The organism is Rhodoferax lacus, from assembly GCF_003415675.1.
In the GTDB taxonomy this organism is placed as follows: domain Bacteria; phylum Pseudomonadota; class Gammaproteobacteria; order Burkholderiales; family Burkholderiaceae_C; genus Allorhodoferax; species Allorhodoferax lacus.
Genome location: NZ_QFZK01000011.1, coordinates 123,345 through 143,481, shown reverse-complemented (window position 1 = coordinate 143,481; position 20,137 = coordinate 123,345). Strand labels below are relative to the sequence as shown.

19 protein-coding genes are annotated in these 20,137 nt (G+C 61.4%); 13 read left to right on the top strand and 6 right to left on the bottom strand.

The window, feature by feature from the left end:
• Positions 1-152: 152 nt before the first annotated feature.
• Positions 153-1,580 (bottom strand): ATP-dependent RNA helicase DbpA, encoded by a 1,428-nt coding sequence (gene dbpA, locus DIC66_RS16250; protein ID WP_117179073.1) that lies wholly within the window; start codon positions 1,578-1,580, stop codon positions 153-155.
• A 70-nt stretch (positions 1,581-1,650) separates the two neighbouring features.
• On the opposite strand from dbpA, the gene DIC66_RS16245 reads away from it, so the two are divergent.
• From DIC66_RS16245 to DIC66_RS16225, 5 genes are all read left to right on the top strand, one after another.
• Positions 1,651-2,316: a tRNA-uridine aminocarboxypropyltransferase gene (locus tag DIC66_RS16245; protein WP_420820499.1), complete on the top strand. Its 666-nt coding sequence runs from the start codon at positions 1,651-1,653 to the stop codon at positions 2,314-2,316.
• A gap of 71 nt (positions 2,317-2,387) precedes the next feature.
• Positions 2,388-3,896, top strand: coding sequence for a M48 family metalloprotease (locus DIC66_RS16240; protein ID WP_233505961.1), 1,509 nt, complete (start codon positions 2,388-2,390; stop codon positions 3,894-3,896).
• A 40-nt stretch (positions 3,897-3,936) separates the two neighbouring features.
• Positions 3,937-4,149, top strand: coding sequence for a hypothetical protein (locus DIC66_RS16235; RefSeq protein WP_117179110.1), 213 nt, complete (start codon positions 3,937-3,939; stop codon positions 4,147-4,149).
• 189 nt (positions 4,150-4,338) lie between these two features.
• Complete coding sequence (locus DIC66_RS16230; protein ID WP_147321335.1) at positions 4,339-5,427, top strand: DnaJ C-terminal domain-containing protein; 1,089 nt, start codon at positions 4,339-4,341, stop codon at positions 5,425-5,427.
• A gap of 82 nt (positions 5,428-5,509) precedes the next feature.
• Positions 5,510-6,649, top strand: coding sequence for a M14 family metallopeptidase (locus DIC66_RS16225; RefSeq protein WP_117179108.1), 1,140 nt, complete (start codon positions 5,510-5,512; stop codon positions 6,647-6,649).
• A gap of 108 nt (positions 6,650-6,757) precedes the next feature.
• On the opposite strand, the gene htpG is transcribed toward DIC66_RS16225, so the two are convergent.
• Positions 6,758-8,752 carry a molecular chaperone HtpG gene (htpG, locus tag DIC66_RS16220; RefSeq protein ID WP_117179069.1) on the bottom strand — a complete coding sequence of 665 codons (1,995 nt, stop codon included), beginning with the start codon at positions 8,750-8,752 and terminating at the stop codon, positions 6,758-6,760.
• Between the two features lie 135 nt (positions 8,753-8,887).
• Here htpG and DIC66_RS16215 point away from each other — a divergent pair, with 135 nt between their 5' ends.
• Complete coding sequence (locus tag DIC66_RS16215; RefSeq protein WP_147321334.1) at positions 8,888-9,139, top strand: hypothetical protein; 252 nt, start codon at positions 8,888-8,890, stop codon at positions 9,137-9,139.
• Positions 9,140-9,145: 6 nt separating this feature from the next.
• Here DIC66_RS16215 and DIC66_RS16210 read toward each other — a convergent pair whose 3' ends face one another.
• From DIC66_RS16210 to DIC66_RS16200, 3 genes are all read right to left on the bottom strand, one after another.
• Positions 9,146-10,099, bottom strand: coding sequence for a pseudouridine synthase (locus DIC66_RS16210; protein ID WP_117179065.1), 954 nt, complete (start codon positions 10,097-10,099; stop codon positions 9,146-9,148).
• Between the two features lie 35 nt (positions 10,100-10,134).
• Entirely contained in the window at positions 10,135-10,329 is a 195-nt protein-coding gene (locus tag DIC66_RS16205; RefSeq protein ID WP_117179063.1) for a YgaP family membrane protein, read from the bottom strand.
• 107 nt (positions 10,330-10,436) lie between these two features.
• The gene (locus tag DIC66_RS16200) at positions 10,437-11,129 is read right to left on the bottom strand and encodes a Crp/Fnr family transcriptional regulator (RefSeq protein ID WP_117179061.1); all 693 of its coding nucleotides are present in this window, start codon (positions 11,127-11,129) and stop codon (positions 10,437-10,439) included.
• A 160-nt stretch (positions 11,130-11,289) separates the two neighbouring features.
• Here DIC66_RS16200 and DIC66_RS16195 point away from each other — a divergent pair, with 160 nt between their 5' ends.
• Both DIC66_RS16195 and DIC66_RS16190 read left to right on the top strand, forming a co-directional pair.
• On the top strand, positions 11,290-12,483 hold the full coding sequence (locus DIC66_RS16195) for a glycoside hydrolase family protein (protein ID WP_117179059.1): 1,194 nt from the start codon (positions 11,290-11,292) through the stop codon (positions 12,481-12,483).
• Positions 12,470-12,874, top strand: coding sequence for a lysozyme inhibitor LprI family protein (locus DIC66_RS16190; RefSeq protein WP_158558922.1), 405 nt, complete (start codon positions 12,470-12,472; stop codon positions 12,872-12,874). The genes DIC66_RS16195 and DIC66_RS16190 overlap by 14 nt, the downstream gene beginning before the upstream one ends.
• Positions 12,875-12,890: 16 nt before the next feature.
• On the opposite strand, the gene DIC66_RS16185 is transcribed toward DIC66_RS16190, so the two are convergent.
• Positions 12,891-13,604 carry a Crp/Fnr family transcriptional regulator gene (locus DIC66_RS16185; RefSeq protein WP_117179055.1) on the bottom strand — a complete coding sequence of 238 codons (714 nt, stop codon included), beginning with the start codon at positions 13,602-13,604 and terminating at the stop codon, positions 12,891-12,893.
• A gap of 162 nt (positions 13,605-13,766) precedes the next feature.
• Here DIC66_RS16185 and DIC66_RS16180 point away from each other — a divergent pair, with 162 nt between their 5' ends.
• From DIC66_RS16180 to DIC66_RS16160, 5 genes are all read left to right on the top strand, one after another.
• Positions 13,767-15,713, top strand: a complete 1,947-nt coding sequence (locus DIC66_RS16180; protein ID WP_117179053.1) for an AMP-dependent synthetase/ligase — start codon at positions 13,767-13,769, stop codon at positions 15,711-15,713.
• Positions 15,710-16,495 (top strand): ABC transporter ATP-binding protein, encoded by a 786-nt coding sequence (locus tag DIC66_RS16175; RefSeq protein WP_117179051.1) that lies wholly within the window; start codon positions 15,710-15,712, stop codon positions 16,493-16,495. Before DIC66_RS16180 ends, DIC66_RS16175 begins: the two co-directional genes overlap by 4 nt.
• A 10-nt stretch (positions 16,496-16,505) precedes the next feature.
• Complete coding sequence (locus DIC66_RS16170; protein ID WP_117179049.1) at positions 16,506-17,432, top strand: branched-chain amino acid ABC transporter permease; 927 nt, start codon at positions 16,506-16,508, stop codon at positions 17,430-17,432.
• Positions 17,433-17,521: 89 nt separating this feature from the next.
• On the top strand, positions 17,522-18,598 hold the full coding sequence (locus tag DIC66_RS16165; RefSeq protein WP_117179047.1) for a branched-chain amino acid ABC transporter permease: 1,077 nt from the start codon (positions 17,522-17,524) through the stop codon (positions 18,596-18,598).
• 41 nt (positions 18,599-18,639) lie between these two features.
• The gene (locus DIC66_RS16160) at positions 18,640-19,971 is read left to right on the top strand and encodes an ABC transporter substrate-binding protein (RefSeq protein WP_117179045.1); all 1,332 of its coding nucleotides are present in this window, start codon (positions 18,640-18,642) and stop codon (positions 19,969-19,971) included.
• Positions 19,972-20,137 lie beyond the last annotated feature (166 nt).

Sequence of the window (20,137 nt, the reverse complement as noted above, 5' to 3'; positions counted from 1 at the left end):
TCAATACCAATTGTCGTAATCTCCATGGTGGACGCTCCTTTCGCTTCAGAGGGTTGAAAACACACCCCTCACTTTGGCACTTTGATGCCGCTAATGCGAGGGGGGCGTCCATTCCATTGGCCCGGCGGCGGGACGTTGCCCCCGCGCTCGCGCTACAGAATGCGCGCCCGCACGCTCTTGCCCTTGACCTTGCCCGCGTTGAGCTTGGCGCAGGCGGGCTTGGCCAGCTCGCGCGCCACGGCCACGAAGGTGCAGAACTCGGTGACCTGGATCTTGCCAATCTGCTCGCGTGTGTAGGCCGGCCCACCCTCATCGTTGGTGAGCGCGCCCAGTACATCGCCGGGGCGGATTTTTTCCTTGCGCCCGCCCAGAATCTGCAGGCAAGCCATGGGCGGCTGCAAGGGCAAGTCACTGGTGGCGGTCAGCTCTTCCACCTTGAACCAGACCGAGGGGGCGTTCTGGTACTGCTCGATCTTGCCCACCGCGCCCATCTCGTTCATGCTGGCCAGGCTGAGTGCCAGGCCGGATTCACCAGCCCGGCCGGTGCGGCCCACGCGGTGCACATGCACCTCGGGGTCGGGTGTGATGTCCACGTTGATCACGGCTTCCAGCTCCTTGATGTCCAGCCCGCGCGAGGCCACGTCGGTGGCCACCAGCACCGAGCAACTGCGGTTGGCAAACTGGGCCAGCACCTGGTCGCGCTCGCGCTGCTCGAGCTCGCCATACAGGGCCAGGGCGGCAAAGCCCTGCTCCTGCAGCAGCGTGACCAAGTCTTTGCACTGCTGCTTGGTGTTGCAAAAGGCCAGGGTGCTGACCGGGCGGAAGTGGTTGAGCAGCAGGCCCACGGTCTTCAGGCGGGTCAGGCGCTCCACCTGGTAGAAGCGCTGCTCGATCTTGTTGTCGGCCTTGGGCGCGGCCACGGTGATGCGCTGGGGTTCGCGCATGAACTGCTTGGAGAGCTTTTCAATACCCTCGGGATAAGTGGCAGAGAACAGCAGGGTCTGGCGCTCTTTGGGGGCTTGCGCGATGACCTTGGCAATGTCGTCGAAAAAGCCCATGTCCAGCATGCGGTCGGCCTCGTCGAGCACCAGGGTGTTCAGGCCTTCGAGCGTGAGGTAGCCGCGCTCCAGATGGTCCATGATGCGCCCGGGCGTGCCCACCACGATGTGCGCACCATGCTCCAGCGAGGCGCGCTGGCCACGCAGCGCAATGCCGCCGCACAGGGTGACGACCTTGATGTTTTCCTCGGCCCGCGCCAGGCGGCGGATTTCAGACGTGACCTGGTCGGCCAGCTCGCGCGTGGGACACAGCACCAGGGCCTGCACGGCAAACCAGCGCGGGTTGAGTTTGGCGAGCAGGGGCAGGGCGAAGGCGGCGGTCTTGCCGCTGCCGGTTTGGGCCTGGGCAATCAGGTCGCGTCCCTGCAGCGCCAGGGGCAGGCTGGCAGCCTGGATGGGGGTCATGGTGGTGTAACCCAGCTGCTGCAAGTTGGCCAGTGCGGCAGGGGACAAGGCCAGGGCGGCGAAGTCATTGGCGCCCGTGGAAGCGACAGGGGGCGCGGAGGAGGTGGTTTCGGTCATGCAGGGATTATCGGCGCCATGCCCCATGTGCTCTGGAACAGCCCATGGGTCGGCGGGTACACTGGCCCGCATGATGCAGACGCCCGCGCGCAAACGCCCCCATTGCCCGGTGTGTGCCCGCCCCCAGAGTACCTGCATCTGCCAATGGATCACACCCGTGGCGCAGGCCACCGAGGTGCTGATATTGCAGCACCCGCTGGAGGTGGGCCATGCCAAGAACAGTGCGGGCCTGTTGCATTTGTGCCTTGCCAACAGCCGTATCGTGGTGGGCGAGGTCTTTGATGCAGCCGCCTTGCAGACGCTTTTGCAGGAACCCAAATACACCGTGCTGCTGTACCCGCTCTCGGATGACCCAGCCCATGCGGTCCCGGCCTTGCTGGACGCCGCGCGGCTGAGGGACCCGGCGCAGGTACGTGTGGTGGTGCTGGACGCCACCTGGCGCAAGAGCCGCAAGATGCTGCACCTGAGCCCCTGGCTGCAAAGCCTGCCGCGTCTGTCGCTGGGCGATTCACTCGTGTCGGGCTACAGCATTCGCAAGGCGCACAAGCCGGGCCAGTGCTCCACCCTGGAGGCCAGCTGCGCGGCGCTGGCGCAGCTTCAGGACGATGCGCCAAACTACCTGCCTTTGCTGCAAGCGTTCAAAGGCTTTGTGGCGCAGCAGGGGGGCTATGTTCAGGCACATGTGTCAGCGTCAACGTCATCAGGGGCAGCGCCCTCGCCAAGGCGGGCCGTTTGACACTTAGCGTGGCGTCACGGCCTTTGCCTAGAATGGCGCGCATGGATGTCACTCCCCCTAAAGAGGTTTGTATGCGTTTGCCCGTGCGTTTGAAGTTTCTGCCCGCAGTCCTGCTGCTGACCCTGCTGTGCGCCTGTGGCACCGCCGTCATGAACCCCGTCAGTGGCCAGACCGAGCTTTCTGCCATGAGCGAAGAGCAGGAGGTGGCCGAGGGCCAGAAGGCGCACCAGCAGGTGCTCAAGGAATACAGCGTCTACAACAACCCCGCCGTGCAGGACTATGTCAACGCCCTGGGCCAGCGGCTTGCCGCGCAGTCACACCGCGCCAATCTGCAATGGCACTTCACCGTGCTGGACAGCCCCGAGATCAACGCCTTTGCCCTGCCCGGCGGCTATGTGTATGTGACGCGCGGCATCATGGCCTATATGGAGAGCGAGGCCGATCTGGCCGGTGTGATAGGCCACGAGATTGGCCACGTCACCGCACGCCACGGCGCCCAGCGCGCCACCAGCCAGCAGCACGCGGGCCTGGGCGTTTTTGCGGCCAGCATTTTGGGTGCAGTGCTGGAGAGCCAGGGCATCTCGGGTGCGGGGCAACTCGCAGGCCAGGTGTCGCAAACCGTGGCCGCTGGCTATATTGCTTCCTACGGCCGTGAGCAGGAGCTCCAGGCGGACGGCCTGGGCGCACAGTACCTGGCGCGCAACCACTACGACCCGCACAACATGGTGGACGTGATCACCGTGCTCAAGAACCAGGAGCGCTATGCCGCTGACCAGGCCAAGGCAGAAGGCAAGTCCGCCCCCACGGGTGCTGGCTGGTTGGCCTCGCACCCCTCCAATGACCAACGGCTGCAGCAGATCAAGCAGACCGCCGACCAATATGACGCCAAGATGCAGTATGTGGATGAAGGGCGCGAGCGCTACTTCAAAGTGATTGCGGGTATGTCCTTTGGCGAAAGTGCTGATCAGGGTCTGGTGCGCGGCCGCAATTTCTACCATGGGGCCTTGGGCATTGCGCTCACCGCTCCTGTGGGCTGGCGCATCCAGAACAGCGCCACGCAGCTCGCACTGCTGAATGCCGCAGGCGATGCAGGCCTGCTGCTCAAGCCGGTGCCACCCGCTGCCGGCAAGACCCACGCCGAGGTGCTGCGCAACGGCTTCAAAGCCGCGCAGGGCAAGACGGAGCCCGTGACCATCAACGGCCTGCAGGCCACGCGCTTCAATGGCACGCGCCAGGACGCGCAAGGCCAGAGCCAGGCGCTGGAAGTCACCCTGGTCAGCGGGCCGGACAGCAAGATGTATGTGCTGCAACCCGCCGCCAAGGACGCGGCCACCCTGCAGGCCAACCGCAGTGCCCTGCGCGAAGCCGAAGCAAGCTTTCGCGCCCTGAACGCGCAGGACCGGGCTGCTGCCAAACCCTGGAGCATCAAACTGTTGCCCTATCCCAAGGGCGGCTTTGCAGAGCTGGCAAAGCGCTCCTCCTTGCCCAACGCCGAGCAGCAGTTGCGGCTGGTCAACGGGGTGTATGGCGGTGGCGAGCCCAAGCCCGGGCAACTGGTCAAGGTGGTGGAGGCGCTGTGATGCGCATTCACCTTGCATGAACTGCAACAAGGATTTCTCCATGGCCTTCAAATCAAGGTTGGGTATCGCGCTGGTGGTGTTGGGTATATGCGGCTGCAGCACGCGCACAGCCTATTTTTCAGCGCAGGAAATGCAGCGTGCGCAATGCGACAGGCTGACTGACTTGCAAGAGCTTCAGCGCTGCCGCGCCCAGACGCACCAGAGCTACGACGACTACCAACGCCAGGTGGAGACGGTCAAGCCGACCGAGTAGTTTGCTCCCTGCGGGCATGCTTCAGGCCCGTTTTCAAATGTCAGTTTTTGAACATTCAAACGCACTATGGTGAAGTGCGTGACCTAGCATGGTTTGCATGTCGGGTGGCTGCGTGCCAGCCATCTGGCAGCACAAGGTCCTCCCAACAAGAACGTGCCCGAACAAGGGCCGCACCAGGTGACACAAGCCATGGATATCGAACAAGCATTTGCAGAATTGGGGCTGACTGCGCAAGCCAGCCCGGCCGAGGCCAAGGCAGCCTACCGGACACTGGCCATGCGCTGGCATCCGGACGTCAGCACCGGCACGGAAACCGACTCCCGCATGAAGCGCATCAATGTGGCCTATGCGCTGGTCTGCCAGCATCTGGAGGCGTACGAAAGCGCCAGCGCCAACCTGAAGGCCCAGGCAGCCAAGCCAGAATCCGGATTTTTTGAATTCGACTGGAATACCGGCTTCAGGTCCGCACGCCCAGCGCCATCCAGGCCGCGCGAAGCCTCTGTGCAACGCACGCTGCGCGTCAGCCTGTTTGAAGCCGCCTTTGGATGCATCAAACGCGTCAATGGCGTGGAGTCCGATACCTGCGGCCGCTGTGCGGGCAGTGGCGAGGCGCCGGGCACCTGGACCGTGGACTCCAAATGTCTGAAGTGCTTTGGACGCGGCACTGTCACTGTGTTCGGATGCTTTGGTGTCCAGACCCCATGCGATGCCTGCAAGGGCAGTGGCGCGTGCAAACCGGCACCTCCCGTTTGCCCGGCCTGCAAGGGCGCGGGCAAGGCGGTGCGCCAGGCCTGGATGGTGGACGTATCCATCCACCCCGGAACACTGGATGGCACTGTGGTGGAGGCCAGCGATATCCGTTCGCGCGCCGGCGCAGAGGCGCTGCCGCGTAACTTCCTGTTGACGGTGCAGATTGAGAAGCACCCCTTCTTTGCACTGAACCAGAGCCGCCTGTCCGTCAGCATGCCCATCAGTGTCTGGCGCTGGGCGCTGGGCGGCGAGATCACGGTGCCCACGCTGGAGGGCAGTGCCCGTGTCAGCCTGCCCAACAAGCCATCTGCCTTGCTGGTCAAAGACCAGGGCTGGCCGGAATACAAGGCACCCCGGCAGCGCAAGCCCTTGTATGTGCTGCCCCGAATCGTCTACCCCGAGCGCTTGCGCCATGAAGAGCGGCGCATGCTGGAGATTTTTGATCTGCGCAGCGAGCTGCCCGAGGTGCAGGGCTGGAACCGCAATGTGCAGGCCTGGGTCGAATCTTCGGAGCAGGACATGGGCTGAGCGGGGTCCGCGGCGCGGTACCTACAATGGCACAGAGCCCACGCTTGGGCCTGTCCCCATGTACCGCGAAAGTTCCCTGCCCATGACCGCACTGCACATCTCCACCGCTTTTGATTCCGGCGCCATCGAGGTGATCAGCCTGAGCGACCCGCGCGACATCCAGCTCCATATCCGCCGCGACAGCGCCAGCGAATTTGCCCAGTGGTTTCACTTCAGCCTGCAGGGCGCGGCCGGCGTGCCGGTGGTGCTGAAGTTTCTCAATGCCGGGCAATGTGCCTACCCCAAGGGTTGGCAGGATTACAGCGTGGTGGCCAGCCACGACCGGCAACACTGGTTTCGCATAGAGACCGCGTTTGACGGCCAGGTGATGACGGCGCGCACCACCCCCGAGACGCAGTGCATCTACTTCGCCTACTTCGAGCCCTACTCCTGGGAGCAGCATCTGGATCTGCTGGCCAGTGCCTCGGCCTCGCCCCATGTGGTGCAGCAGCGCCTGGGCAGCACCGTACAGGGCCGTGACCTGTCGCTGCTGCGCCTGACCGATGCCGACAGCGCCACCCCCTTTGCCGAAAAGAAAAAGCTGTGGGTGATAGCCCGCCAACACCCCGGTGAGACCATGGCCGAATGGTTTGTGGAGGGCATGCTGGAGCGCCTGCTCGATGGTGGCGATTCGGTCTCGCGCAGCCTGCTGCAGCACTGCGTTTTTTATGTGGTGCCGAACATGAACCCGGATGGCGCCGTACTGGGCAACTTGCGCACCAATGCCGCGGGCGCCAACCTCAATCGCGAGTGGCTGGAGCCCAGCCTGGAGCGCTCGCCCGAAGTGTGGTGTGTGCGCCAGAAGATGCTGGAGACGGGGCTGGACCTGTGCCTGGATGTGCATGGCGACGAGGGCCTGCCCTACAACTTTGTGGTGGGCTCCGAAGGCACCCAGGGTTACTCGCCTCGCATTGCCGAGCGCGAGGATGCCTTCAAGGCAGCCTGGCTGGCCAGTTGCCCGGACTTTCAGGACGCAGTCAACTACGGCCAGGCGGCGCCCGGTACGGCCAACACCACGCTGGCTACCAACTGGATTGCCCAGCAGTTTGGCTGTGTTGCTTTCACCATCGAGATGCCCTTCAAGGACAACGCAAATTTGCCCGACCCAGCTGTTGGCTGGAATGGCGCGCGCGCCCGCAAGCTGGGCGCCAGCGTGCTGCAGCCCCTGTTGGCCATGCTCTGACCCACGGGCATCAGGCTGGGTACGCCTGGACTTTGAGCGCCATAAACGCCAAAAAGCAAAAGGGGCCGTGAGGCCCCTTTTGCTTGTCTATCAAATACCGCGCGTGGCCTACACCAGCAGCGCATTCACCCGCTTGACGTAAGCGGCCGGATCGTCCGGCAAGCCGCCTTCGGCCAGCAGGGCCTGGTCGAACAGGATGTGGGCCAGGTCATGGAAGTGCACCGAGCCGTCCAGCTTTTTCACCAGCGGGTGTTCGGCATTCACCTCCAGCACGGGCTTCACTTCGGGTGCGGTCTGTCCGGCCTGCTTGAGCATGCGGGCCAGTTGTGTGCTCATGCCGTGGTCTTGCACCACCAGGCAGGCCGGGCTGTCCACCAGACGGGTGGTGACGCGCACGTCCTCGGCCTTGTCTTTGAGCGCTTCCTTGAGCTTGGCCAGCACCGGCTTGAAGGTCTCGGCGGCTTCTTCTGCTGCCTTCTTCTCGGTCTCGTCCTGCAAGGTGCCCAGGTCCACCGCACCCTTGGCCACGCTTTGCAGCGGCGTGCCGTCAAAGTCATGCAGGTAGTTCAGGGCCCACTCGTCCACGCGGTCCGTCATCAGCAGCACTTCAATGCCCTTTTTCTTGAACACTTCCAGGTGCGGGCTATTTTTGGCGGCAGCGATGTTGTCAGCGGTGATGTAGTAGATGGCCTCCTGGCCCTCTTTCATGCGCGCCTTGTAGTCGGCCAGGGACACGGCTGCCGTGTCGCTGCTGGTGCTGGCAAAACGCAGCAGCTTGGATAGGCGCTCCTTGTTGCCAAAGTCCTCGCCCAGGCCTTCTTTCAACACGGCGCCGAACTCCGCGTAGAACTTGCTGTATTTGCCAGCGTTCTTTTCAGCCTCTGCCTTGTCTTCTGCGCTCAGCACATCGGTCACGCCGTCCGCGCCGGCCTCTGGCAACTTGTCGTTCTTGGCCAGGTCCTCCAGCATGGACAGCACGCGCTTGGTGCAGCCCTCGCGGATGGCCTTGACGTCGCGGCTTTCCTGTAGCAGCTCGCGGCTGACGTTGAGCGGCAGGTCGGCGGAGTCCACCACGCCCTTGACGAAGCGCAGGTAGGTGGGCAGCAGAGCCTCGGCATCGTCCATGATGAAGACGCGCTTCACATACAGCTTGAGGCCACCCTTCTTGTCGCGGTTCCACAGGTCTTGCGGCGCCTTGCCCGGGATGTACAGCAGCTGCGTGTACTCGGTGCTGCCTTCCACCCGGTTGTGGGTGTGGGCCAGCGGGGCTTCGAAATCGTGGCTGATCTGTTTGTAGAACTCGTCGTACTGTTCCTGGGTGATGTCCTTTTTGGCGCGGCTCCAGATGGCGTTGGCCTTGTTGACGGTTTCCCACTCGCCGGTCTTGACCATGGCGCCAGGCTGGCGCCCGCCATTCTCGTCACCGGGGGTGATCAGCTCGCCATCTTTCCACTCTTCCTTTTCCATCTGGATGGGCAGGCTGATGTGGTCGGAGTACTTGTTGACAATGCCCTTGACCTTCCAGCTCTGGGTGTAGTCCATGGCGTCTTCGCGCAGGTGCAGGATGACGCTGGTGCCCCGTGCCTCGCGTGTGATGCTCTCCACCTCAAACGCGCCGCCACCGCTGGCGCCACCGTCGCTGACCCAGCGCACGCCCTGGTCGGCGGGCAGGCCGGCACGACGCGATTCCACGGTGATCTTGTCGGCCACGATGAAGCCGGAGTAGAAGCCCACCCCAAACTGGCCAATGAGCTGGGAATCGGCCTTCTGGTCGCCGCTGAGCTTGGACACAAAGTCCTTGGTGCCGCTCTTGGCAATGGTGCCCAGGTTGTCAATGGCTTCCTGCTGCGAGAGGCCAATACCGTTGTCGGTGATGGTGAGCGTCTTGGCATCCTTGTCCAGCACCAGGCGGACCTTGAGTTCAGAGTCGCTCTCGTACAGTGCCGTGTTGTTGATGGCCTCAAAGCGCAGCTTGTCACAGGCGTCCGACGCGTTGGAGATCAGCTCGCGCAGGAAAATTTCCTTGTTGGAGTACAGCGAGTGGGTCACCAGGTGCAACAGCTGTGCGACTTCGGCCTGGAAGGATAGGGTTTGCTTGCTCATAGGTTTTCTATAGGTCTAAAACAAAGGATTGTGTCTGCTTGGCTTGGCCCATATGGCAAAGCCCACCATAGGTAGGGGCAGGATGGCAATTTTCAAGGTGCTGCTTGTTGGGTCAATTTCATGCAGAATGGCGCCGTGGCCAAACCTCCTGAACCCCCCAAACCCGCAGACCGCAAACCTGCGGTCGCGCATGACTTTTCCCTGGACCCGTTGCCGGTGCCCGATGCGACCGAAAGCAATACCGACACCGTCTGGGGCCTGTGGGAGCACACCTTGCAGGCGCAGGACGACTCGGTGCTGCCAACCGAGTCTGGGGAACTGCAGGACTTCCCGGATACCGAGTACGTGGATCTGACGCCCACTACGCCACCCCCTAAAAAGCCCTGAGCTTTTCTAGAATTTTTCCTGCGGTTGCAGGTAGCGCCACTGGCCCACGGGCAGGTTGCCCAACATGACGCGGCCAATGCGCACGCGTTTCAGGCCCACCACCTTCAAACCCACCTGCTCGCACATGCGCCGGATCTGGCGCTTCTTGCCTTCGGTCAGCACAAAGCGCAGCTGTTCCGGGTTTTGCCACTCCACCTGGGCGGGCTTCAGGGCCTGACCGTCCAGGCTCAGGCCATGGCGCAGCAGGGCCAGCTGGCTTTTGGGAAAGACAGACTGCACGTCGCTGCTGATGGGGTCGTCATCGTCAATACGGCTGAGTTGTGTGGTGGACGACGGCAGGGCGGCATAGGTGGCCGCGGCCGAGGCTTCGGCCGCCGTGTTGGCGCGGCCGGTAAACACCACGCGCACCAGGTATTCCTTTTCCATCACCGCGTCTTCGCCAATCAGCTGGCGCGCCACGCGGCCGTCTTGTGTGAGCACCAGCAGGCCCGTGGAGTCAATATCCAGGCGGCCGGCGGGCACCAGGCTTTTGAGCTGGCTGCCGTGGAAGAAAAAGCGGGCGTTGTCATCCTGCCAGCGGTTTTGCGGTTGCACCAAGGTGATGGCGGGCTCATGCCCGTCTTCGGCCTGGCCGCTGACCAGGCCTATGGGCTTGTTGATCAGGATGGTGACCTGGTTGGCCTGCTGGCCCTTGGCCTGTTTGTCGATCTCGATGCGCACGTCGGGCGTGACCTGCATGCCCATCTCGGCAACTTTGCCATTGACCTTGACCCAGCCCTTGCCAATCCATTCATCGGCCTCGCGGCGCGAGGCCAGGCCCAGTTCGGCCATGCGCTTGTTCAGGCGCACTGTGCCGTTGGGGCCCACGGCCCGGGTGTTGCTTTGCCCTGCCGGGATGGGCGCGCGTCCGGGTGGGGGTGCAGCGCGGCGGAAAACGGGAGGGGCTTTGGGTTCAGTCATGGGGCCATTTTACGAGCCCGCCCATGGCAGTTTGATCAGCTCTTCTTCATGGGGCAGGTATTGATACCCAGCACAGTGTAGAGCGGGCAAAAGCCAATGGCGCCAGTCAACACCGGCACCACGCCAATCCAGCCCCAGACACCAATGGTGTCGGTGAACATCAGGGCCAGCAGCAGCAGGCCGGCGGCCACACGCAGTGCGCGATCGATAGTGCCTTCATTGGTTTTCATGGGGAATCCTTTTCCATCCAGAGTGGTAGATGGCTGCATTGAATCGGCTTGCGGGCGCTGTGTCTGTGACTTTTGTCACACCCACTCAGTCGCGCCTTGTGGAAGGCTCAGGCCGGTTGGCCGTCGGCCAGGGCGCGCAGCGCCTGGCTGTTGCGTATCAGGATGTGCTCGCGCGACAGCTCCACCCAGCCCTCGCGCTCAAAGCGGCGCAGCAGGCGCGACACCATCTCCCGCACCGTGCCCAACTCATTGGCCAGTTGCTGGTGGGTGAGCGCCAGCGCCTGGCCGCGCCCCAGCAGGCAGGCGGCCAGGCGCTGGTCCAGGCGTTGGAAGGTCACGGCGTCGATCAGACCGGTGAGGTCCGCCATGCGCTCGGCAAACAGGCCCAGCACGGCATTGCGAAACACCGGCGCCTCCAGCCATTGCACAAACACCGGCGGGGTGATCAGCAGCAGGCGTGTGGCCCGCGTGCTGATGCCCTGCGCCGCCAAGGGTGTGCTGCGAAACAGGCTGGCACTCGACACCAGACAGAGCTCCCCTGGCACTACCCGGTACAGCTCCAGCGAGCGGCCATCGGGCGCATGGCGCGAGACCTTGATCTCGCCTTCGAGCACCAGCGGGAAGCCCTGGCAGGGCGCGTTGGTATCGAACAGCACGGTGTGGGCGGGAACCTGGATGGAAGCGGCAGCGGGCCCCAAGGTCGCCAGGCTGGGCAGCACCTGCGAAAGGGCCGGGTAAAGAACGAAGAGGCCGTGTGCTTCGCCGCTTACTGGGTTGAGATGGTCGGCATCAGTGTGCATTGCTGCAGTTTAGGCCCTGGCCGTTGTTTCTTGCCTAGCACAAGCTGTTTGGCATGCAGCTTGGACCTGTAGCGAGTAAATGCCCAGGCTGAACAGTTTGATTAGGAGTCTGTATGCCACTTGCCAATAATGAAAAATTCAACATTTGATAGAGGGCAATATGGAGCGCAAAGCAGTACTTGTTGGTGACCCACCAAGCAGTGGGGGCGCCGTGATGCCTGGTGCCTTCACCCAGGCAACGGTTAAAGGAGTTCCCTACGCAACCATAGGTGGCGCTGTTCATTGTGTCGCGTGCAAAAGCATTGGCACTATTGCCAAAGCGGGTGGCCCTTATCGCCTGCCAATGTATGGCTTTGAAATGGCGCTTGAGAACGACATCGTCCTGTGCAAATGCCAGGTTCCACCCAAACTCGTTGCCAAGACTATTTCAAGTGGTACGCCCAAAGTGACTGTCGATGATCGAATGGAGTCACTGGGCGTTGTCCCATCACCTGTTGCAGGTGCTGCCGGGGTAGCGGACGACACGGCACTCTATCCATTGGTCGGACGATCATTCGCGACTGCGCTGACAAAGCACGACCAACAATTCATGCTGCTGGATGCGAACAGCAGACCGTTGTCCGCGGCGTTCTACTCGGTAAGGTTGCCTACGGGCAAGGTCGTTCATGGGGTGGCCAACGGCCGAGGACTTACAGACCGTTATGAAACCGATGGAACCGCAAACTTGCAGGTCTACATCGGCCATGTCGGTTTCAAGTTGCCAGTGCCTTTGTATCAGGGGACAACCAACACAGACCCAAACTCGCTCGTGGTTGTACAGTCTGAGCGCCTGGGAAAGCCGTGGATTGTTAGTGATGATGGCATTGAGTTCATAGCGGTTTTGGAGAGCGGTGTATCGAACGGGAAGAACTGGGTCGGACAAAGCGTGGTAAGTGGAATGATCTTGAAGGTCTACGACGACGGATACGGCATTCCAACAGTGGGCTTGGGCCACAAAGTGGTGCCTGCAGACCGTCTGAAAATGGACGACGAAATCACCATTGACCAAGCCAGGGCATTTGCCAGAACGGATATTGCAGACGTTGAGAGGTTTATCAATCAACTTGTGCGCGTCCCGCTCAATCAATACGAATATGACGCACTGGTCTCTGTTCTATTCAACACCGGCCCTTATCGGGGAAAGCATGATTCCAGCAACGAAACCCGAGCTGAGAGAGTCGCGAAAATGGTGAATGGCGGTGACTTCAAGGCAGCAGCTGAGTGGTTGGAAAAGTTCATTGCAGATCGCGTACCAGGTAGAAGAAAAAATGAAGCCAAGTTATTCAAAACCGGAACTTACGATGCAAGTCACTAAGGCGCTGATTGGCTTTTTCGTGGTTACTGCGTTCTATTGCGCCAACGCAGAAGATGTACCGCAGGTATGTGAATCTCCAACAGCCGGGCAGCAAATGGTCCTTTGCAAGCGCGTGGCGTTGCGAATCAGCACACAGCAAGTCACGGACTTGTTCAATCAAAACATGACTGAATACCAAGGGAACGACAGAAACATCCTTGCCAAGGCCCATCTTCCCGCCGCAGCGCCAGAGTTTGCTAAGGCTCAAAAATCATGGACTGCATACAAGGAGGCCAGCTGTAAAGCAGAATACAACTACGTTGGCAGTGGCTCCCTTCGGGAAATTGAGTATTTAGATTGCTTGCTGGAATTCAACAAACGAAGGCTCGAAGAGCTACGGCCCCATTCTTAGTCGTATTGGCGCCGCTTCAGCCCTTGAACACCTGCGAGCGCAGCGCCTGCAAGTCCAGTATGCGCAGGCCCCCGTATTCCACCCGGATGGAGCCTTCTGCGGCCAGGGCGGTGAGTGCCTCGTTGACGCGCTGGCGCGACAGGCCCACCAGGTAGGCCAGCTCCTGTTGGGTGATGCGCAGCACCTCGCCCACACCGGGGTAGAGCGTGGGGTTGAAGAGGGCGGCCAGGCTGCGCGCCACGCGGATGTCGGGGTTGGTCAGGCGGTCAATCTCGCGTGCGGCAATGAACTGGCCCAGGCGCTCGTTGAGCTGGTTCATCACAAAGCGGTTGAAGCCAATGGAGTGGTCCAGCAGCCAGTGGAAGGTGTCCACATGGAGTCCTGCCACATGGCTTTTGCGCAGGGGCTGGATGTTGTAGCGGTAGGTCTCGCGCTTGAGGGCCGTGCCCTCGCCAAACCAGCCGCCGGGCGGCACGCCGGTGAAGGTCATGGTCTGGCCCTCGGCGTTGTCGGTGCTCATTTTCAAGAGGCCGTCCACCACGCCAAACCAGTAGGTCACAGGCCTGCCCATGCGGCAGACAAACTCGCCCGGCAGGGCCTCGGTGATGCGCAAATCGTCCACCGCGCGCTGGGCTTCTTCCTTGCTGAGCAGGCGCAGCCAGGGTATGGCGTCGAGCTCGGGCTCGGTAAGGGGGCGCCTGCGCTGGTGCAGTGCGCTGTCGTGGACCATGGCTGTGCTCCGATCTGTAAGGTGCGAATAAGTGAAGGGAAAACACCTACCAAGTAGCGTTTCAATTGTCGTCCGAATGACAACTTGGCGTCAATGATGAATTCAATAATCGGGTCATTCGAATAGTCTCTGTTTTGGTACAGGGGCAACAAGAGGAAACCCATGCGAACGACTTTTCCGCAACTGCTAATGCAACATGCCGCCCAGCGCCCGGGCGCGCCCGCCATGCGCGAGAAGGAATACGGCATCTGGCAAACCCTGAGCTGGAAGGCTTTAGCCACCCTGGTGGAAGAGCTGGCCGCCGGCCTGCACCAGGCCGGTCTGCGCCGGGATGACCACATGGTCGTCATTGGCGCCAACCGCCCGCGCCTGTATGCCACCATGCTGGCCGTGCAGTCCCTGGGTGCCGTGCCGATTCCGCTGTACCAGGACGCCGCTGCCGCCGAGTGCGTGTTCCCCATCAACAATGCCGAGGTGAGCTTTGCCTTTGCCGAAGACCAGGAGCAGGTCGACAAGCTGCTGGAAATCCGTCCCCAGTGCCCGCAGCTGGCGCGCATCTACTTTGATGATCCGCGCGGACTGCGCAAATACGACGAGCCGGGCCTTGCCTCGCTGGACGAACTGCAGGCCCGTGGCAAAGCCTTCGCTTCCCTGCACACCGACTTCTTCAAGGACGAGGTCGCCAAGATCCAGCCCGACGACGTGGGCGCCATGTTTTTTACCTCTGGCACCACCGGCAACCCCAAGGGCGTGGTGCACACGCATGACTCGCTGCTCAACCGCGCCCGCGCCGGTGCCGAGTTCGACAAGCTCAGCAGCGAAGAAGAGGTGCTGGCCTACCTGCCCCCGGCCTGGATTGGCCAGAACATTTTTTCGTATGCCCAGTGGCTGGCCTGCGGCTATGTGGTGAACTGCCCCGAGTCGGCGGCGACTGCCAGCATCGACCTGAAGGAAATTGGCCCGACCTACTACTTCGCTCCGCCACGTATTTTTGAAGGCTTGCTGACCAGCGTGATGATCCGCATGGAAGACGCGGGCCTTGTCAAACACAAGATGTTCCAAGCCTTTATGACCGTTGCCCAGCGCGTGGGCCCGGCCCTGATGAATGGCGAGCAAGTGGGCCTGATGGACCGCCTGCTCTATGCCCTGGGCAACGTCTGTGTCTACGGCCCGCTGCGCAACACCCTGGGCTTTAGCCGGGTGCGTGTGGCCTACACCGCGGGCGAGGCGATTGGGCCGGACCTGTTCAGCTTTTACCGCTCCATTGGCATCAACATCAAGCAACTCTACGGCTCCACCGAGACTGCTGTCTTTGTCTGCCTGCAGCCCGACACCGAAGCCCGTGCCGACACTGTGGGTGTGCCCTGTGCCGGAGTGGAAATCAAGGTGGCGGACAACGGCGAAATCCTGGTCAAGTCGCCGGGATTGTTCCAGTCGTACTACAAGAACCCGGCCGCGACGGCCGAGGTGCTCACCGCAGACGGCTGGTACCACACCAGCGATGCGGGCTTTCTGGACGCGCACGGTCACCTGAAGATCATCGACCGGGTGAAGGACGTGGGCCGCATCCAGGGTGGGGCGTTTGACGGAGCCATGTTCGCGCCCAAGTATGTGGAAAACAAACTGAAATTCTTCCAGCACATCAAGGAAGTGGTGGCCTATGGCGACGGGCGCGAGAAGGTCTGCGTCTTCATCAACATCGACTTCGATGCCGTGGGCAACTGGGCCGAGCGCCGCAACCTGCCCTATGCCGGCTACACCGACCTGGCGCAAAAGCCCGAGGTCTACCAACTCATCAAGGAGTGTGTGGAAAAGGTGAATGCCGACCTGAGTGCCGATGCCCTGCTGGCCGGCAGCCAGGTCAGCCGCTTCCTGATTCTGCACAAGGAATTGGATGCCGATGACGGCGAGCTCACCCGCACCAACAAGGTCCGGCGCGGCTTTATTGCCGACAAATACAGTGTGCTGGTGGATGCGCTGTACGCGGGCAAGAAAGAACAGTTCATCGAGACTGTTGTGAAGTTTGAAGATGGCCGCACCGGCAGTGTCAGCGCCACACTGGCGCTGGATGACGCCAAAATATTTGCCCCTGTGAAGGCTGCAGCATGAGCGATAAGAAAATCGGTGACGTCATTCTCGACGTCAAAAACATCAGTCTGAGTTTTGGCGGCGTGAAGGCCCTGACGGACATCTCCTTCAATGTGAAGGAACACGAAATCCGCGCCATCATCGGCCCCAACGGTGCGGGCAAGAGCTCCATGCTCAACTGCATCAACGGGGTGTACCGGCCGCAGGTCGGCACGATCACCTTCCGCGGCCAGACCTTTGGCCACATGGACAGCCACCAGGTGGCCAGCATGGGCATAGGGCGCACCTTCCAGAACTTGGCGTTGTTCAAGGGCATGAGCGTGCTGGACAACATCATGTCCGGGCGCAACCTCAAGATCAAAAGCAGCATCTTCATGCAGGCCCTGCGCATAGGCCCGGCCGAGCGCGAGGAAATCATGCACCGCGAGGCGGTGGAACGCATCATCGACTTCCTGGAAATCCAGGCCTATCGCAAGACCCCCGTGGGCCAACTGCCCTACGGCCTGCAAAAGCGTGTGGACCTGGGCCGCGCCCTGGCCATGGAGCCGCAGGTGCTGCTGCTGGATGAACCCATGGCCGGCATGAATGTGGAAGAAAAGCAGGACATGTGCCGCTTTGTGCTGGACGTGAACGACGAGTTTGGAACCACGGTGGTGCTGATCGAGCACGACATGGGCGTGGTGATGGACATTTCCGACCGCGTGGTGGTGTTGGACTACGGCAAGAAGATTGGCGACGGTACGCCCGATGAAGTACGCAACAACGAAGACGTGATCTCCGCGTACCTCGGCACCAGCCACTAAGGAAAAAGACATGGCATTCTTTTTAGAAACACTCTTGGGCGGCCTGATGGCCGGCATGCTGTATTCGCTGGTGGCCCTGGGCTTTGTGCTGATCTACAAAGCGTCCGGCGTGTTCAACTTTGCGCAAGGCGCCATGGTGCTGTTTGCAGCGCTGGCGATGGCGCGCTTCTCGGAATGGATTCCGCTCTTGGGCATCACCGATTTCTTTGCCGTCAACGCCTTGGCTTTCATCGCCGCCGGTGTGGTGATGTTTGGTGTGGCCTGGGTGATTGAGCGCCTGGTGTTGCGCCACCTGGTGAACCAGGAAGGCACCACGCTGCTGATGGCCACGCTGGGCATTACCTACTTCCTGGAAGGCCTGGGCCAGTCGCTGTTTGGCAGCAGCATTTACAAGATCGACATTGGCATGCCCAAGGACCCGGTGATGATTCTGGAGAGCACCTTCCAGGGCGGCATCCTGATCAACAAGGAAGACTTTTACGCCGCCATCATCGCCGCCGCTCTGGTGGCCCTGCTGAGTGTGTTCTTCCAGAAGACTGCCACCGGCCGCGCCCTGCGTGCTGTGGCTGATGACCACCAGGCCGCGCAAAGTATTGGCATTCCACTCAACCGCATCTGGGTGATCGTGTGGTGCGTGGCCGGTGTGGTGGCGCTGGTGGCCGGAATGATCTGGGGCAGCAAGCTGGGCGTGCAGTTTTCGCTCACCACAGTAGCCCTGCGTGCGCTGCCGGTGGTGATTCTGGGCGGCCTCACCTCGGTGCCCGGCGCGATTGTGGGCGGCCTGATTATTGGTGTGGGGGAGAAGCTGTCCGAGGTTTACATCGGGCCTTTTGTGGGTGGTGGCATCGAGATCTGGTTTGCCTATGTTTTGGCCCTGGGCTTCCTCCTGATCAGGCCACAAGGCTTGTTTGGCGAAAAGATCATTGATCGTGTGTAACACGAGCAATGATCTTTCGGTGAAGACTAACTTTGCGTAGCAAAGTTAAGCGAAGCGTGTCGTAACCAAAAGATTTTCGAGATAAAAAAATGTTCTACAGAGAAAACGGCCAATTCAAAACCAGCTACCGCGCGGACCAGCAGATCCTGCCCATCCGCCAGGACCGCATCTTCATGGCGCTGCTGCTGATCGTGGGCTTTGCGGTGGTGCCCATGCTGGCCAGCGACTACATTTTCCGCGCCATCCTGATTCCCTTTTTGATTTTTTCACTCGCTGCTGTGGGTGTGAATATTCTGGTGGGCTACTGCGGCCAGATCTCACTGGGCTCGGGCGCCTTCATGGCGGTGGGTGCCTATGCTGCCTACAACTTCTTTGTGCGCATTGACGGCATGCCGCTGGTCGTGGCGCTGCTGCTGGGGGGCGTGTGCGCCATGCTGTTTGGCATGCTGTTCGGCCTGCCCAGCCTGCGGGTCAAAGGCTTGTACCTGGCGGTGGCCACACTGGCCGCGCAGTTCTTTGCGGACTGGCTGTTTCTGCGCGTGCAGTGGTTCACCAACAACTCGTCGTCGGGCTCGGTGTCGGTCAACAACCTGCAGGTGTTTGGCCTGTCGCTGGAGAGCCCGGTGGCCAAGTACTGGTTCTGCCTGGTGCTGCTGGCCGTGATTGCGCTGCTGGCCAAGAATTTGGTGCGCGGCGCCGTGGGCCGCGAGTGGATGGCCATCCGCGACATGGATGTGGCAGCAGCCGTCATCGGCATTCGCCCCATGTACGCCAAGCTGAGCGCCTTTGCGGTCAGCTCCTTCATCGTGGGTGTGGCCGGTGGTCTGTGGGCTTTTATTTATCTGGGTGCCTGGGAGCCCGCCGCCTTCTCGGTGGACCAGAGTTTCAAGCTGCTGTTCATGGTCATCATCGGCGGCATGGGCTCTATATTGGGTGCGTTTTTTGGCGCAGCCTTCATCGTGGTCTTGCCAATTGCGCTCAACCTGTTTTTGCCTGCGATCACCGGTGTGTTTGGTTTCGAGATTTCCACCGCCAGCGTGTCGCATGCCGAGTTGATGGTGTTTGGTGGCCTGATTGTCTGGTTCCTGATTGTGGAGCCGCATGGCCTGGCCAAGCTCTGGGCCGTGGGCAAGCAGAAGCTGCGGCTATGGCCCTTCCCTCATTGATTTTCCCTGTGCTTCACCACTTTAATTTTTAGGAGAGACATATGAAGCTTTTTTCTCTAGCCCGTTCAGCCGCCCTCGTGGTGGCCGTTGCCTCCAGCCTGGCGGCACCCAGCGCCTTTGCCCAAGCCAAGGAGCAGTTTTTCCCGCTGCTGTCCTACCGCACCGGGCCCTACGCGCCCAATGGCGTGCCATGGGCCAACGGCAAGCAGGACTACATCAAGATGATCAACGCCCGCGATGGCGGCGTGAACGGTGTGAAACTCACCTTTGAAGAATGCGAAACCGGCTACGCCACCGACCGCGGCGTGGAATGCTACGAGCGTCTGAAAAGCAAGCCGGGTGTGGCCCTGTTTGATCCGCAAGCCACCGGCATCACCTTTGCGCTGACCGAAAAAGTGGTCAACGACAAGGTGGCTCTCATCACCTTGGGCTACGGTCTCTCGGTGGCGCAGGACGGCCAGGCCTTCAAGTGGAACTTCCCGCTGATGGGCAGCTACTGGACGGGTGCCGACATCCTGATCCAGCACCTGGGCAAAAAAGAAGGTGGCCTGGACAAGCTCAAGGGCAAGAAGATCACCCTGGTCTACCACGACAGCCCGTTTGGCAAAGAGCCTATTCCCCTGCTGGAGGAGCGTGCGCGCCAACTCGGTTTTGAGCTGGCCAAGATCCCTGTGACAGCGCCCGGCGTGGACCAAAAGGCCGCCTGGCTGCAGGTGCGCCAGAACCGCCCTGACTACGTGCTGCTGTGGGGCTGGGGCGTGATGAACTCCACCGCTCTCAAGGAAGCCCAAGCCACCGGCTATCCGCGCGACAAGATGTATGGCGTGTGGTGGGCCGGTGCCGAGCCGGACGTGAAGGACGTGGGCGAGGGCGCCAAGGGCTACAACGCACTGGCACTCAACACCTCGGGTACGCAACCCAAGGTAATCCAGGACATTCTGAAGACGGTGCATGACAAGGGCCAGGGCACTGGACCCAAGGACGAAGTGGGCTCCGTGCTCTACACGCGTGGCGTGATCATCCAGGCCCTGAGCGTGGAAGCCGTTCGCCGCGCACAAGAGCGCTTTGGCAAGGGCAAGGTCATGACTGGCGAGCAGGTGCGCTGGGGCCTGGAGAACCTGGCGCTGGACGACAAGAAGCTTGCCGCACTGGGCCTGACCGGCGTGATTCGCCCCATCAGCACCAGCTGCTCTGACCATATGGGTTCGAGCTGGGCGCGTGTGCAGACCTGGGACGGCGCCAAGTGGAACGTGGGTGCGGACTGGTACCAGGCAGATGAGCAAATCATCAAGCCCATGGTCAAGGCCGGCGCTGACAAATACCTGGCCGACAAGAAGCTGACCCGTCGCGCTCCAACGGATTGCCAGTCTTAATCTCGCCCCCTTCCAGGCTCACTCCGTGTGGCCTGTTCCCCCCTCAAGGGGGCAACACCTGCGGTCCGGCGAAGCCGGTTCCGCGGTGTTTCTGGAAGGGGTGGCTCGCTGCGCTTGCCACTGCCGCGCCGGATGTGTGGTGTGTTGGTGGCCCCTTGGGGCCGCC

Bases quoted from the DNA above. Each gene is read 5' to 3' on its own strand.
- DIC66_RS16200 (WP_117179061.1), bottom strand. From the start codon at position 11,129: ATGCACACTGATGCCGACCATCTCAACCCAGTAAGCGGCGAAGCACAC.
- DIC66_RS16245 (WP_420820499.1), top strand. From the start codon at position 1,651: ATGATGCAGACGCCCGCGCGCAAACGCCCCCATTGCCCGGTGTGTGCC.
- DIC66_RS16185 (WP_117179055.1), bottom strand. From the start codon at position 13,604: ATGGTCCACGACAGCGCACTGCACCAGCGCAGGCGCCCCCTTACCGAG.
- DIC66_RS16175 (WP_117179051.1), top strand. From the start codon at position 15,710: ATGAGCGATAAGAAAATCGGTGACGTCATTCTCGACGTCAAAAACATC.
- DIC66_RS16165 (WP_117179047.1), top strand. From the start codon at position 17,522: ATGTTCTACAGAGAAAACGGCCAATTCAAAACCAGCTACCGCGCGGAC.
- DIC66_RS16190 (WP_158558922.1), top strand. From the start codon at position 12,470: ATGCAAGTCACTAAGGCGCTGATTGGCTTTTTCGTGGTTACTGCGTTC.
- DIC66_RS16225 (WP_117179108.1), top strand. From the start codon at position 5,510: ATGACCGCACTGCACATCTCCACCGCTTTTGATTCCGGCGCCATCGAG.
- DIC66_RS16195 (WP_117179059.1), top strand. From the start codon at position 11,290: ATGGAGCGCAAAGCAGTACTTGTTGGTGACCCACCAAGCAGTGGGGGC.
- DIC66_RS16170 (WP_117179049.1), top strand. From the start codon at position 16,506: ATGGCATTCTTTTTAGAAACACTCTTGGGCGGCCTGATGGCCGGCATG.
- DIC66_RS16160 (WP_117179045.1), top strand. From the start codon at position 18,640: ATGAAGCTTTTTTCTCTAGCCCGTTCAGCCGCCCTCGTGGTGGCCGTT.
- DIC66_RS16210 (WP_117179065.1), bottom strand. From the start codon at position 10,099: ATGACTGAACCCAAAGCCCCTCCCGTTTTCCGCCGCGCTGCACCCCCA.
- DIC66_RS16230 (WP_147321335.1), top strand. From the start codon at position 4,339: ATGGATATCGAACAAGCATTTGCAGAATTGGGGCTGACTGCGCAAGCC.
- DIC66_RS16235 (WP_117179110.1), top strand. From the start codon at position 3,937: ATGGCCTTCAAATCAAGGTTGGGTATCGCGCTGGTGGTGTTGGGTATA.
- DIC66_RS16180 (WP_117179053.1), top strand. From the start codon at position 13,767: ATGCGAACGACTTTTCCGCAACTGCTAATGCAACATGCCGCCCAGCGC.
- DIC66_RS16240 (WP_233505961.1), top strand. From the start codon at position 2,388: ATGCGTTTGCCCGTGCGTTTGAAGTTTCTGCCCGCAGTCCTGCTGCTG.
- htpG (WP_117179069.1), bottom strand. From the start codon at position 8,752: ATGAGCAAGCAAACCCTATCCTTCCAGGCCGAAGTCGCACAGCTGTTG.
- dbpA (WP_117179073.1), bottom strand. From the start codon at position 1,580: ATGACCGAAACCACCTCCTCCGCGCCCCCTGTCGCTTCCACGGGCGCC.
- DIC66_RS16205 (WP_117179063.1), bottom strand. From the start codon at position 10,329: ATGAAAACCAATGAAGGCACTATCGATCGCGCACTGCGTGTGGCCGCC.